We start from the raw sequence: 15,672 nt of genomic DNA on the forward strand, positions 1-15,672 counted from the left end.
AATTAAAAACATGGACTATATAACTATCGCCGGAACGCTAAAACACTTTACGTTCATTGCGAAAATAAGGTCAGGCTTTTATAAGAAACAAGCCTGATGAGTACCCCTGATTCGGCTATTTATGGCAAACTTTTGTGCTTTTTATCAAACAGGACGAACTGAAATCATTTAACATTTGTTTCATTCCCTTCAATTTTCTCCTTCCTATAATTTAATGCGCCACTACGCATTCATTTTAATCAGCAATGTCACATTCGAAAGGCTCTGACATACCCTATAATTAAATAGTAAAATTATCCATATAGAATAACCAAACTCATGAATGCCCGCCTTTCGTTTTTTTAACTAAAAGAATAAAATAACTCTACATAGCCCCAAATAGCGAAAAAAAGGCATAGGTTTTTATCAACCAATAAGCAGCAAAACAGCTAAATACAATAACAATCAGAATATTATCCATGTATTACATCATATCGTCTATACTCAACGATCCGATTGCCATTAGATTTGTCATCCTTAATAACCCAAAATAACCCAATTATGAGAACAAAATTTACACTAACATTAGTGTTATTGTTACCACTTTGCAGCCTGGTTTTCGCCCAAACCAAAGCCTTAAAAGGACGTGTAACAGATAACACGCATCAAACGCTTATTGGCGTAAGCATTTTGCTTAAGGGCACAAAAACCGGTTCTGTAACCGACGCAGCCGGTCAGTTCCAGATCAGAGCAAGCAAAGGTGACATACTGGTATTCTCTTACCTTGGTTTCCAGGCCAAAGAGGTTCCGGTGGATGACAGAGAAACTTATGAGGTAACACTTAATCCTGCCGACAATCAGCTTAATGAGGCTGTGGTAATTGGATACCAAACCATTACCCGCAAAAGCGTAACTACAGCGGTGTCCTCTGTCGGGACTAAAGACATTGCCCCTACCACCACCAGTAATGTTGCAGATGCTATTCAAGGTAAAGTACCCGGCCTGCAGGTATTTCAGGGGGGCGGCAATCCCGGCGCGCAACCGAAGCTGCTGATCAGGGGCTTCTCCACAATCACAGGGTCCAGCGATCCGCTCATTGTTGTTGACGGCGTGATCACCTCATTCGGCGGCCTTAATGACATCAACCCGTCAGATATTGATAAGATCGACGTGCTGAAAGATGCGGCAGCTACTGCTATTTATGGTTCCCGTGGCGGAGCCGGTGTTTTGCTGGTTACCACAAAAAGAGGGAAAGAGAAAACGCAGATCAATTTTAACGGAACTTCGGGCATGAACTATTGGGTGAACCCGAAACTTGCACAGACAGACGAGTTTGTAAGCCATTACCGCCAGATCTATGCTAATAACAACCAGACCCTTCCGGCCAATGGAACGGTGACAGGTGTTAATACTGATTGGTGGAATGAGGCAACCAAAAAAGCTTACACACATAACTATAATGTCAGCGCATCCGGATCAAAAAACGGGCTCACCTTTTACGGAAGCGCCGGGTATTTTGATCAAACCAGCAACTTTGCCGCACAGCGTGGTACTGCTGACTATCAAAAAATCACCACCAGGTTTAACATCGATTACGAAATTTCAAAAGTATTTAAATTTGGTGTTAGCCTTGCACCGCGTATGGAGCGATATGGCGACGGTGGCGGCACAAGCCTGTTCAACATCATGTCTATTGCACCCAACGTAGCGGCAACCAGATCTGCTGCCGAGACGCAAAAGGCTGTTAACGCTTATGCAGCAACCAATCCGAGCTGGAGCTTCACTGCCTATAACCCGGTTTACAGCCAGTTTACGCGTTCCAATTTTAATAATATCAATAATCCATTAGCTGCCATGGCCCGTGATTTTAACCAATCACGATTATTCGGCACACAGGGTTCCTCCTATCTTGAAATCAAACCAATTAAAGGCCTGACATTAAGAAGCAGTATTTCCGGCTTTTATAACTCGATAAACCAGACTAATTACCAACCTAAATATTACATCGATCCGCAAGACCGCAGTGATATATCAGGCGCATCCCAAAACTCGGTGATCAACTACCGCTGGCAATTGGATAATACGATCAATTATATTGGTAGTATCAACAAGCATCATTACAACGTTTTGATAGGCCAGTCTGCCGATAATTACACGTATAATAACACTTACGTGTACCGCCAGGATATTCCTTATGATGCGGAGCCTTATCACTACATTTCTGCCGGCGCAACGCTTGCCGACGGATCCGGCTCTCATCAACCCGGCGCGGGGCCCTTCGGTAAAATGAGCTCTTACTTTGCCCGCGTATCTTATGATTTTAATGAAACCTATTTCATTGCCGGCTCTTTCCGGGCAGATGGTTCATCAATGTTATCACCCGCCAACCGCTGGGGTTATTTTCCAACCGTTTCGGGTGCTTATGTGATTTCAAACGAGTCATTTATGAAGAACATCAAATGGCTGAACTACCTCAAATTGCGCGGATCATTTGGCCGTGTGGGAGGCAATTTGCCAGGCTCGCCAGGCGCATACGAAAGTACTCTGGGCTTATCAGATTATATCAATGGCGCAAACAGCCGGGTTTATGGTTATGTTCCCTCTAATGTACCAGACCCAAATATCAAATGGGAAACAACACAGGACGTGACCATCGGCTTTGATGCGGACTTCTTCAATAATAAATTATCCATAACTGCTGATAAATACTGGCGCTCGCCTAAAGATATGTTGCTTTACCTCCCGGTACAACCCTCGCTGGGCTATCCGCAGGGATATATCCCAACAGTTTATACTAACGTGGGTACCATGCGTACCAGCGGTTGGGAAGCAGCCATCAATTATAAAGACAAAATCGGTGGTGTTTCTTTCGGTATCGGTCTTACAGTACAGCATTTCATTTCCAAAGCGGTTGACTTGAAGGGACAGATCCTGTATGACGAAATATCCAACGACGTATTTCAGTCTACCCGGAGGACCAAAACCGCTGCAGGTGATATTTTAGGCGGCTATTACGGTTATAAGGTACTCGGTGTTTTCCAAACAGCCCAGGACGTACAGAATTATAAAAGCCCTAACGGCACTGTATTGCAGCCTAATGCGAGGCCCGGCGATTTTATGTACGCGAACGTTAACGGCGATAATACCATTGATTTGAACGACCGGACATCGATCGGAAATCCATATCCTAAATTATCATCGGGCTTAAACCTTCAGGCTTCTTACCATGGCTTTGATTTCCGTATGGAATTTTATGGGTCCTTTGGCAATAAGGTAGCTGATGATTACCTGGTAAGGATGAACCCCATCTACGGGTATAACTTCATCAGCGGTAAAGAAAATAAATTTTGGACAGGTCCGGGCAGCACGAACAGTTATCCTGTGCTGAGTTTGAGTGATCCAAACGGCAATTTCTCTAAAAACTCCAGTTTCTTTATCAAAGATGGCACCTATGTACGCAATAAGTTATTGCAACTGGGTTACACCGTGCCTGAAAAAGCGTTGGGCGGCCGGGCAAAAGTGCGGATTTACGTATCTGCTCAAAACCTCTTCACCATTACCAAATATGACGGATTAAACCCTGAAGTACCATTTGCGGGTGTACTGAGGTATGGCATTGACAACGGACAGAACCCGATCCCCAAATTCTTCAATATCGGATTTAACGCGAATTTTTAAGACTTAGCAGTAAACAACAATGAAACACTTGAAATATATATTGCTCGTACTGGTTATTGCCGGCATGAGCGCTTGCAAAAAGACTTTCCTGGATCAGGAACCTTATGGTAATGCTATACAGGCCAATACTTTTTATAATACAGTTGATGAAGCCAGTGGCGCAACGATTGCTTGCTACAAATACATTGACTTTGACGACTGGTGGCAGACGCAATGGTGGAAGCAAGTAGGCGGCGAGGCCGCCTCCGACAATGAGTGGATCGGTATCAACGGAGGGCAAGGCACGGCAGTACAGGCCGCGCATTACACATTAAATGCCGAAAATGATCGTATTGAGGCACACTGGATCGAGATCTACAAAAGCATTTATATTTTCAATGCTACCATTGAAGGCATTCAGAAATCGCAGATTGACGACCCTACCAAACAGAAGCTTATCGCCGAGATCAAGTTTCTGCGGGCTTTCCAATATTTTGAGCTGGTAAGAAACTGGGGCGGGATTCCGCTGATCACTAAGACACTGGGCCCTCAGGAAAATACCTACAGCAGGACCAGCGCCGCCGATGTGTACAATTTCATTAAACAAGATCTTAATAGTGCTATTGGCATTTTACCGAATAAATCCCAGTATAGCGCCACAGATAAGTTCCGCGTATCAAAGGGAGCAGCGCAAGCACTGCTGGCCAAGATCGACCTGTATACGGAAGATTGGACAGGAGCTCAAAATCTGACCGGCCAGATCATCAGCTCTGGTGAATACAACCTGGAAACGTTTTTTGGTAATATATGGCAAACAACTAATCATAACGGACCTGAGTCTATTTTTGAAATACAATACCAGTATTCTACCCAATACCCAAACCTGGGCAACATTTTTCCTACAACCTCCATGCCTGGGACCGAAGGCGGATGGGGATATTTTACGCCAACCAGCGATCTTGAAAATGCCTTTAAATCTCAGGCAGACAGTGTAAGGTTAAACTGGACGATCATGCGCCAGGGCTTCTCCGTTGCCGGCGATCCGGCCAATACCTCATTCAATGCCAATCCGGCACAATGTAAATCTGCCAGGTACAACCGAAAAGTTTATGTACCTCGCGGTGAAAGAACACCGAACGGCCGCTTTTCAAAAGATCATATTTACCTGAGGCTGGCAGATGTTTACCTGATGAATGCTGAAGCTGCCGCTATGCAGCAGCAGTCGGCCCAGGCTTTACAGTCGATGCGTGCGGTTAGGAACCGCGTTGGCCTCACTACCGATATGACACTTACCGGTTGGAACCTCATCAACGCTGTGCGATTGGAGCGCAGGCTCGAAATGGCCCTGGAAGGAGATCGTTTGTATGACATCAGGCGATGGAAAGATCAAAGCGGACAACCGGTGATCAACAGCATTTTAGGACCGAACGGAAGTTTTGTTAAATACAATACGCAACAAAGCAAAGACCCATATGAAACTAAGAACCTGAACGAACCTCAAAATAAGGGTGCTAATTTTATTGCAGGAACACATAATCTATGGCCTATCCCATCAAAGGAAATTATTGCCTCGAACGGAAAGATCACACAAAACCCGGGATATTAGCAAATAGCCGCCGGCATGCCGGCGGCTTTAAATAACTATTATGAAAATAAATTTGCGATCAGCGCTGCTATTGATGGTAATGCTGGGGGTATCAAACTCATTCAGCTGCGCTAAAAAAACAGGAATTAAAAAAGGAGACGACGGTTGCATCGTTAATGGCGTTAATACATGCAACACCGGCCCGGCCCGCATCACTATCAATTTGGGAAATGAGCAGCAAACGATGCAAAGCTTTGGTGCCTCTGATTGCTGGACAACCAAATTCATCGGAAAGTGGAATGATGTTACCAAAAAGAATCAGATTGCTGATTACCTGTTCAGCATGGAAGCCGACCAGCAGGGCAATCCCAAAGGCATTGGCCTTACGCTTTGGCGCTTCAACATCGGCGCCGGGAGCTATGAACAAGGTTCGGATAGCGGAATACCGGATGAGTTTCGCCGGGAAGAATGCTTTCTGGATGCAAATAATAATTATAACTGGAACAAACAAGCAGGCCAGCAATGGTTCCTGTCGGCAGCGAAAGCACGCGGTGTAAAAAACTTCCTGGCATTTTCTGTTTCGCCACCGGTACAGTTCACGCAAAATAATAAAGCTTATGGTTTGGCTAACAGTCATCTGAACCTGACAGAAAGCAAAAAAAATGCTTTTGCAGATTTTCTGGTTAGCGTTTTAAAGCATTTTGAATCAAGCAGTACCCCTTTTAATTATCTCAGCCCCTTTAATGAACCCCAGTGGAATTGGGGAGAAAATCCATCGCAGGAAGGCACTGGTGCTACCAATGCTGAAATTGCAGACTTTATACGCCTGTTGGGCCCGAAGATGAAAGCTGCCGGCTTAGTAACTACGATATGTCTTGGTGAAGCCAATCAATGGAATTCGCTGGATGCTAACAACAGCGATGGTCGCGGCGATCAGCTCAACCAATTCTTTAACAAAAGCTCCGCTAATTATATAGGCGATGTCCCTTCGATGGAGCACTTACTATCAGCACACAGTTATTTTACTACCTGCCCGGGCGCCGATTTGATCAGTTACCGGCAACATGCAGCAGATAAGCAAAAGGCTGTTGACCCAAGTCTTCATCTTTGGCAGTCAGAGTTTGGTATATTAGGCGATATTTGTGGTCAATTAAATGGTTACCCGAAAAATACCGGTATTGATTACGGCTTGTATGTGGCCAAAGTTATTCATCATGACCTTACGGTGGCCAATGTAACTTCATGGCAGTGGTGGCTTGCCGTTGACACTTATAATTATAGTGACGGGCTTGTATACATTAACGACCCATCTGGTGGATATGACCTGAACAGCATGAAAACCAATGGCCTGGTTAGTGATTCAAAACAATTGTGGTGTTTGGGAAATTATTCGCGGTTTATCAGGCCGGGGATGATCCGCATAAATGCAGCATTAAGCGATGTTACCGATCCCGTGCTGGCAACAGGAACACAAATGGTTTCCGCATACAAAGATCCCGCTTCAAAACAATTGGTTATTGTGCTGATAAATATGAGTACCGAAAGCAAACAATACACGGTTGATCCGGGTGGTTCACAATTGGCCGGAAATACATTTGATGTGTACACTACAACAGTTCTCAAAAATCTCAAAAAATCAACAACACCAATAGGCACAATAACACTTGAGCCCCGCTCTGTTACTACTTTAACCGCTCACTATCAATGATGCAGTATTCTTTAAAAAAAACATTTTTCTTGCTCGCGGCGCTGGTAGCAAGTTCCACCATTTCGGCGCAGGTTAAACCAATCCCGGTTGCCGGCAAATGGCTGTACAGACTCGATTCGCTTGACAATGGTTTGGATCAGAAATGGCAGCAACAGCAATTTACTAACAGCATATGGCTGCCTGGCACCTTAGATGACGCCGGTATCGGGGCGCCTGTAAAGGTGGATACAACTGTGCTGAGCAAGGACATCATGCTGCATCTGTCCAGAAAACACAGGTATATCGGTGCTGTTTGGTACCAGCGCAGCATTAATTTAACCAGTCGGATGGCCAACGCCCTGCTGTCGCTTGAACGGGTGATCTGGAAAACCGATTGTTGGATAGATGGCAAACCAGCCGGGACACAGGAAAGCCTGATTGCACCACAAGTTTTCAAATTAGGCCCTCTGGCAGCAGGCAAACATGTGATCACCATTCGTGTAGACAATCGCAAGCAGCATGATATCAGCGTAAATGACTTTGCCCATGCCTACACCGACGGTACACAGATTATTTGGAACGGCGTTATCGGAAAGATGCAGCTAATCGACATAGGCAAACAAGTTATTAACCAGGTACAGGTATACTCCTCGCTGGCCAATCACAGCGTAAAGGCAGCTATCAGCCTGGGCGGTTCCCATCGTGGCGATACTTATCTGCGGGCTTCCCTCCTTTCCGGAAAAAAGGTCGTTAAACAAACCAGCCCAACCCTTATTCAGCATGATCAGCAGGAAATTAACCTCCAGGTTCCGCAGGTGCAATCATGGGACGAATTTCATCCGCGGCTATACAACCTTCGCACGGAAGTAATTGACAGCAAGGGACGAGTTTTGGATGCCAGGACTCAAAGTTTTGGCTTCAGGGATATTAACGCGACCGGGAACGAACTTCGTATCAATGGTCTTCCGCTTTTTCTGCGCGGTACACTTGAATGCAATATTTTTCCGCTGGAAGGCCATCCACCAATGAATACAGCCGGCTGGCTGAAGGTGTTTAAGACCGCTAAAGCTTACGGGCTGAACCATCTTCGCTTTCATTCATGGTGCCCGCCTGAAGCAGCATTTCAGGTAGCCGACTCGCTGGGTTTTTACCTGCATGTTGAGCTGCCGCTATGGGCACTAACCGTGGGCAAAGACCCAAAAACATTGATTTACCTGGAACAGGAAGCCGAAAATATTATCCGGAATTATGGCAACCATCCTTCATTTTGTTTTTGGAGCATGGGCAATGAACTGGAGGGCGATTTTGGATGGCTGGAGAAGCTGGTGCGTAAGTTAAAGCAGGAAGACAACCGGCATTTATACACCACAACCACCTTCAGCTTTCAAAAAGGGCATGGCAAAAATCCGGATCCTGCCGATGATTATTTTATTACCCAGTACACGGAAAAAGGATGGGTACGGGGACAGGGTATTTTTAACACCAACCCGCCCGATTTTAAGACAGATTACAGTAAAGCGCTGGAAGGGACAACAGTTCCCCTTATTATTCACGAGGTGGGCCAGTATTCTGTTTATCCGGATCTTGAAGAAATAAAAAAATATACTGGGGTTTTGCGGCCAGCTAACTTTGAGGCAGTACGGAACAACCTCCGCAAAAAAGGGATGCTTGGATTGGCTCCTGATTACCTTAAAGCAAGCGGAACACTCGCTGTTCAGCTTTACAAAGAAGAAATTGAACGCGCATTGAAAACCAAGGGTGTTGGCGGGTTTCAATTGCTTGACCTTCATGACTTTCCGGGACAGGGAACAGCACTTGTTGGGATTTTAAATGCTTTCTGGGATAGTAAAGGATTGGTTTCGCCGGCTGATTTTAGCAAATTCTGTGGCCCGGTGGTGCCATTGATCCGTTTTGAAAAGGCGGCTTACAGCAATCGTGAGCGTTTTGCTGCGGCTGCCGAAATTGCCAACTATAGCGACCGGCAAATAAATGGCGAAATTCTTTGGTCGGCAATTTCAGCAGATAAGCACTTTAATCTTCGTGGTTCGCTTGGCCGGCAGTCTATTGCTATTGGCAACGCTTCTGCGGGAAGTTTCTCGATAGATCTCAGCAAAATCGACCGGGCTTGTGAATTACTGATCACTGTAAGCATAGCCAATACCGGTTATACTAATCACTGGAAAATTTGGGTTTACCCAAATAAAAATCCGGAATCTTTTAATAACGTGATCTTTACTACATCCATCGACAGTGCCCTTAGTTATCTGCAAGCGGGGCGAAAAGTGTTGCTTAATCCGGATACTGCCAACGTTAAAGGTATCGACGGCCGTTTCGCTCCTGTTTTCTGGAGCCCGGTCCATTTCCCCGACCAACCAGGCAGTATGGGCCTGCTCATTGACAAGAAAAATAACGCGCTGGCTGATTTCCCTACTGACTTTTATACGGATTGGCAATGGTGGGACCTGGTGACCCGTTCCCGGTCGCTGATACTTGATAAATTGAGAGCTCCTGCAACGCCGATAGTCCGGGTGATCGATAACTTTTTCAGGAACCGTAACCTGGCAACGCTTGTTGAGTTCAAGGTTGGTTCCGGGAGCTTAATTCTTTGTACAATGGATCTTCATAGCCAATCAACGGAACGGGCAGCGGCAAGACAGCTCCGATACAGCTTGTTACATTATGCAGCCGGGAATACATTCCAGCCGGTACAGGAGATCAGTGCGGGCGATCTGCGCAGGTTATTAGATAACTAAAACCGAACCTGGAATATGGAAAGGTTATCAACAAACAGGCGGCCCCTCCGCCTGTTTGTTATTTGTTAAATGCTCTTAGTTCCCCGAAGGCGCTCCCTGAACATCGTCATTACTGATACCCCGTTTGTTTTTCTTAACCGCTTCCTTCAGTTTGCCGAAACGGTAATTAAGGCTGACGGTAAAGCCCCGGAAATAGGCGCGGTTAATATTTGTTTGGGTAAAATCGGGCCCGAATGAACTCCTGATATTATTCCTGTATTTACTGAAAGGGTTATTCACCGTGGCCGAGAACGAAAGTTTATCCTTCACTACATCTTTATTAACTGTAAAGGATACACTGGCGTAAGGATTCGATGTACCCTGGATAGAAAGGTTAGGCCCATTCAGAAACACGTTGGTACTAACCCGCCAGCCCTTCTCTAAATTATAACCGCTGTTTAGTGATGCGCCATACATAAAGCCCTGATTTTTCACCAGTTGGCCATTCACTATGCCCTGCACACGGCCATGCGCAATCCTACCGTTGAATGATGAGCTCCATTTTTTGGTGATGGGGTAATTGATATTGGCGTTAAAGGTGAACAGGCGGGCTTTGCCGGTGTTATCAAAAGTGCTGCGGGTAATATTCGTAGCCGGATCGAAAATCACAACGGGCATGATCAGGTCGTTAAAATAATTATAGCCAAGCATCAGGTTTAAGGATGCCTTTTTCGTTCTGCTATAACCCAACTGGATACTATTGGAAACCGCGGGCCTGAGGTTGGGGTTTCCCGACGATTCGAAGTTTGGGTTCGAGCGATCTACAAAGGGGTTTAGCTGATATATACCCGGACGCTGTATCCTTTGCGAAAACCCGAAGTTCAGCGTACTGGAGTTTTTAAACCGCTTATTAATACTTACCGAAGGCACTATATTAAAGAAATTTTTGTTCAGCTGCGATGAGGTAGAAATAAAATCAGCATCAATCAGCGTCTCCTCTACCCTGGCGCCTGCCTTAAAGCTCCAGTTTTGCAGGGTATAGGTATAGCTGTTGTATGCACCCAGTACATTTTGGTTATTATCGAATTTATTGCTTCGCGATGGGTCGGCCTCGAAATTACCGGTTGACGCATTAAATCCGAGATATTGAAAGTCACTTTTGTTATCACGAATAATTGCTTTCACCCCCATTTCAATATTCAACTTCTTTACAGGCTGAACGTAATCTACCTGGACAGTCTGTTCGGAAGATTCACCTTCATTGTGTTGCAGGTAATCGGGCGTCGTATAGTTCACGCGATTAGATGCCGTCAGCGACGCATCTTGCCTGTTGTTGAATGTATAGTACTGGTACGAAAAGGTGAGCAGCCTTTGCTTATTGCTTTTAAAACCCAGCTGGTAATTTAAACCGACATTCAGGCCCCTGCCGCCTGCCGTATTGTTATTGTACAGGTCGTACCCTTCAACCATGTTGCCGGCTTCGTTCAAAACAGAACTTTGCGTGTTGATGCCGTCCTGGTTATTTCCGTTAATATTGAATTGTCCCGAAATAAGGTTAAGACTGTCAATTTCGTAACTGATGCCAACTTCCGTATAGCCATTTTTGCCATCCCATTTCGCGGTGTTATTCTGGTTAAGGCTCGTAGGGTTGCTCCCGGTGGTAAGCCTCGAAATGGAACTGAGCACTTCGGGCGAATTGGAGATATTCCCGCCAAAATAGCCTGATAGTTCCAGCTTGCCTTGTTTAGACGAAAATGACCCGCCCAATCGTGGGCCGCCTACCGGGAATACATGGCTAAGGTTTAGCGTGCCATTGTACCCGTTACTTATTTTTTTATTGGTCACTATATTAATAATCCCCGCCATTCCCTCGGCATCATACTTCGACGAAGGGTTGGTAATTACCTCGATGCTTTGAATGGTTGACGCAGGCATACTTTTGAGGATATTCTTCGGATCGCGCTCCATCATACTTGATGGTTTACCGTTAACAAATATCCGGTAGCCGCTATTTCCCTTTAAAAGGATGTTATCGTCACCGTCTACTGTTAACAAAGGCACTTTGCGCATCATCTCCAGTACACTGCTGCTTTTACTGTCAGGGTCAGCCTTTAAGTCGTAGATGAGTTTATCAACCTCCTGCTTAATGATAGGCCTGTCGGCCGTAATAGCCACCGTTTTAAGCTGTGTAGTTTGTGTGCCCAGGGCAATGCTCCCCAGATTTATAGAGGGTTTATTATTATCTAAAAAATCAACAGGAAGTGTTTTCGTCTTAAAACCGACACTAACCATCGAGAGAAGATATTGTCCTGATGGCAGCTTTTCAAACCGGAACGTGCCGTCGGTTTTAGTCACCGTGGTGCGGACTAACTGCTTTGCTTCGTTGCGCAGGTTTACGGTTACATAGGCAAGCGGTTGTTTCGATAGTGAATCCGTTGCGATGCCGTTTACCGCGAATAACGCCTGCCCCGCCTGCCCGAAGGCCGGGGCCATAACGATTGAAAATAAGATGAGGAGTAAGAGCTTTAGTTTCATGCTGATGTGATAGGTGAACTGTTTGACCATTAATCTTTTTGAGCCAATCTTAACCAGGCTACAAATCCTATAATACCATGCAATACATAGTACTATAACCATAGGACTACCCCCCGAACGAATTTGTTACACCTATTTGAAATAAAAAATTTTAATAATGCTGTCGGGCTGACGTACCGGCATATATATGCCTGCCTTAAAACGGGTGCATTAGCCAAGTTTTATTAAAAAAAACCAGTAACCTAAGCCCATATTATTCACCGTACCGGCTTAATCGTGGAGATTTCGTTATTGATTGGGATTGCTTATGAAGTTCAGGATCCAACTAACGTTTTGGGCGTAACAGAAGCGATCACTTCTGTTTTATGCATAAAATGCCCCCAAATAGTGTCTAACTTTTTGGGGGCAGTAAATTTAAAACGGGCCCTTCACCGGGCTGTTACTTTGCCTTTTATGGTAATGAGAATGCAACACCCTGTAATGAGGGTGTTATTCTCCTTTCAAACTTTTTACCGGATTTGTTAATGCAGCCTTGATTGCCTGGTAGCTTACTGTCAAAACAGAGATCAGCAATGTCAGCGCGGCGGCGATTACAAATACCCAGATATTAATAGAGATCCGGTAACTATATCCTTTCAACCATTGGAACATTAAATACCAGGCTATTGGCGCCGCAATGCAAAATGAGATTGCGACCAGCTTCAGAAAATCCCTGGAAAGCAGTGTGGTCACACTGGCAACTGATGCGCCAAGCACTTTTCTGATGCCAATTTCTTTGATACGGTTCTGCGCCATGTAAGCCGCCAGGCCAAAAAGTCCGAGACAGGATATAACGATTGTCAATCCGGCAAACAGGCTGGCCAAAGTCCCGATACGCTGCTCATCGCCAAACTTCTTGGCGTACTCCTGGTCAACAAAACTATATTCAAACGGGTAATCCGGGTTGTATTTCTTAAATACAGCTTCGGCGCGGCGCAGGTTTTCTTTTGTCGAATTAGCGTTATTAAGCTTGTAGTGAATGATATTGAACCAGGAACTGGGGCCTTCAATCAGCATATGTTGTACAGGTTCATAAGGCGAACTGATGATAAAGTCTTTGATAACTCCAACAATATGCCATGTTTTGATGTCTTTACCTTCGCCCTGGGTAACTAATTTACCAACAGGATCTTTCAGGTTCATGACCTTCACCGAAGCTTCATTCACCAGCATGGCTGTTGAATCCGTCGGATAGTTTACCGGGTCGATATCCCTGCCTGCAACAAGCTTAAGGCCCATGGTTTTAATAAGGCTTCCGTCCGAAGTGTAAATAATAAAATCAACCTTGTTCTTGGGCTGTGAACCTGGCCAGTTAAAACCCCAGCTATCGCTGTATCGCTGGGTTATAGGCGAATTTGTTCTGGACACCGAAGTCGCGGCGCCACTGGAAAGCAATTCATTTCTGATGGATTGATAGTGCTTCGCGATTTCGCCGGACATAAATGTGTAAACAAGGTTATCTTTTTTATACCCCGTATCCCTGTCCTGGGCGTATTGTAATTGCTGGCGGATAATGATGGTACAAATGATCAATACCACCGCAAAAGTAAACTGAATAACCACCAGCAATTTACGTGGTGTAACCAAAGCATTTGCCGCCTTAAAAGTACCTTTCAGTACAGCTACGGGCTTGAATGAAGACAGGTACAATGCAGGATAGCTTCCCGAAATAACACCGGTAACCAGTATAAATCCAATTGCGGTGAGCCAAAAATAGGGATTGCTATATGGTACATATAGTTGCTTTTGGGTAAGCTGGTTGAAACCCGACATACTGATTTGTACGATGACGATGGCAAAAATACCGGCAATAAGTGCAATCAAAACAGATTCACCTAAAAACTGCCAGATTAACGAACCCCTTAATGCGCCTACAGTTTTACGGATGCCCACCTCCCTTGCACGTGTCTCGCTCCTGGCCGTACTTAAATTCATGAAATTTATACAAGCAATGACGAGGATCAGAACAGCGATCAGTGAAAATACCCTGACCCGTTCAATTCTCCCACCGACTATCACCCCATCCTTAAACTGCGAATACAGGTGCCATTTGGCTGCGGGGTGCAAAAACTGCTGAATATCTTTGGTATCGGAATGGTTCCTGGTAAAGTTCAGCACGGCGGCATCAGCATGAGCTTCCGTTACGCCGGGTTTTAAAAGAACAAACGTTTGAATGGAGTTATTGCCCCAGTATTCATCATCCTGCCCTATCTTTTTTAGATATGACCAGGGAATAAGGTATTCAAAATCAAATCGGGTATTATTCGGGAGGCTTTTCATCACACCCGTCACTTTAAAATAAGCGTTACTATCTATTTTAACCGTTTTGCCGAGCGCATTTTCCTCTCCGAAAAGTTTCTTTGAAAATTTTTCAGTGATAACTATGCTATGAAGGTCGTTCAAAGCGGTTTTGGGGTCTCCATTGATTAATGGAAAACTGAACATGGAAAGAAAATCCGGATCAGTAAAATCGCCGGTTGCAGTCAAACGTTTGTCGCCAATGCTAAACAAAAAACTGGCATCAGTTACCCTGGCTACTTTTTCCAGTTGCGGTAACTCTGCTTTCATCACCTTACCCATGATTTTAGGCGTGGTTTCCCAGCTCCATAATTTACCGTCAAATTTCGAGCGGTTATATACAGAATAAAGCCGATCCCGTTTTTCATGGAACTGATCATAGCTAACCTCATTCTGGATCCACAACAAAATCAGCGCTGCGCTGGCCATGCCGATGGTCAATCCGAGGATATTGATCAGGGAGAATGTTTTTTGACGTAAGAGGTTGCGCCAGGTAATCTTTAAGTAGTTTTTTAACATATGATCAGGCTTTAATAACCATAAGACGCCGGCATTAAGATTTTAGTTGCACTGTTTTTCTTTTTTCTGCTAAAACAAAAATCGCGGTATTGCACAACATCGTAATACATTGTTTATAATGTTTACATCAGAAATTATAAACCGGCCTATGTTTGATTAAATAATATGTCCCCATTAATTTCCGATTAATTTAGGATATTTACCAATACAGTAATAATTGATGCCGGTAACGAATCGAACTATGTATTGATAAAAGTCCGATGTACCAATTACGCTTATTGTAAAAAACTAATACCAATGACAACTTTAACAGAATTTAAAGCATCATTAAATTTAGAACAGCCTGTTAACGGGCTCTCTGCACAGCTAAAAAGCCTTTGGTTTGATGGTAAAGGCGACTGGCATCAGGCGCATGCACAGGTTGATCATCTGACGGATCAGGCATCGGCTTGGGTCCATGCCTATTTGCACCGTAAAGAAGGTGATATTGGAAATGCTGACTACTGGTATAGCAAAGCGCGGCAGGTGCGCCCCAACCTTTCTTTGGAAGAGGAATGGGAGCAATTGGTATTGCAATTCCTTTGATCGATAAAACTTACCATATCCCTTTTACAGGCACAGCAAGACAATTATATAACAAT

At 44.7% G+C, this 15,672-nt stretch carries 7 protein-coding genes; 5 read left to right on the forward strand and 2 right to left on the reverse strand.

The window, feature by feature from the left end:
• Positions 1–540 precede the first annotated feature (540 nt).
• Genes FHW88_RS17590 through FHW88_RS17605 form a run of 4 tightly spaced genes read left to right on the forward strand, consistent with a single transcriptional unit; the run spans position 541 to position 9,661 of the window.
• Positions 541–3,657, forward strand: a complete 3,117-nt coding sequence (locus FHW88_RS17590) for a SusC/RagA family TonB-linked outer membrane protein (RefSeq protein ID WP_176627274.1) — start codon at positions 541–543, stop codon at positions 3,655–3,657.
• Between the two features lie 19 nt (positions 3,658–3,676).
• Positions 3,677–5,242 (forward strand): RagB/SusD family nutrient uptake outer membrane protein, encoded by a 1,566-nt coding sequence (locus FHW88_RS17595; protein ID WP_176627276.1) that lies wholly within the window; start codon positions 3,677–3,679, stop codon positions 5,240–5,242.
• 40 nt (positions 5,243–5,282) lie between these two features.
• Positions 5,283–6,929: a glycoside hydrolase gene (locus FHW88_RS17600; protein ID WP_255485363.1), complete on the forward strand. Its 1,647-nt coding sequence runs from the start codon at positions 5,283–5,285 to the stop codon at positions 6,927–6,929.
• Positions 6,926–9,661, forward strand: coding sequence for a sugar-binding domain-containing protein (locus FHW88_RS17605; RefSeq protein ID WP_255485364.1), 2,736 nt, complete (start codon positions 6,926–6,928; stop codon positions 9,659–9,661). Before FHW88_RS17600 ends, FHW88_RS17605 begins: the two co-directional genes overlap by 4 nt.
• A gap of 75 nt (positions 9,662–9,736) precedes the next feature.
• Here FHW88_RS17605 and FHW88_RS17610 read toward each other — a convergent pair whose 3' ends face one another.
• A complete protein-coding gene (locus tag FHW88_RS17610; RefSeq protein WP_090527700.1) occupies positions 9,737–12,175 on the reverse strand; it encodes an outer membrane beta-barrel family protein in 2,439 nt (812 codons plus the stop codon).
• Between the two features lie 489 nt (positions 12,176–12,664).
• Positions 12,665–15,031: an ABC transporter permease gene (locus tag FHW88_RS17615; protein WP_176627278.1), complete on the reverse strand. Its 2,367-nt coding sequence runs from the start codon at positions 15,029–15,031 to the stop codon at positions 12,665–12,667.
• A gap of 297 nt (positions 15,032–15,328) precedes the next feature.
• Here FHW88_RS17615 and FHW88_RS17620 point away from each other — a divergent pair, with 297 nt between their 5' ends.
• Positions 15,329–15,616: a hypothetical protein gene (locus FHW88_RS17620; protein WP_090527483.1), complete on the forward strand. Its 288-nt coding sequence runs from the start codon at positions 15,329–15,331 to the stop codon at positions 15,614–15,616.
• The last annotated feature ends 56 nt before the right edge of the window (positions 15,617–15,672 follow it).

The sequence above is a fragment of the Mucilaginibacter sp. SG538B genome (assembly GCF_013376065.1).
In the GTDB taxonomy this organism is placed as follows: Bacteria; Bacteroidota; Bacteroidia; order Sphingobacteriales; family Sphingobacteriaceae; genus Mucilaginibacter; species Mucilaginibacter rubeus.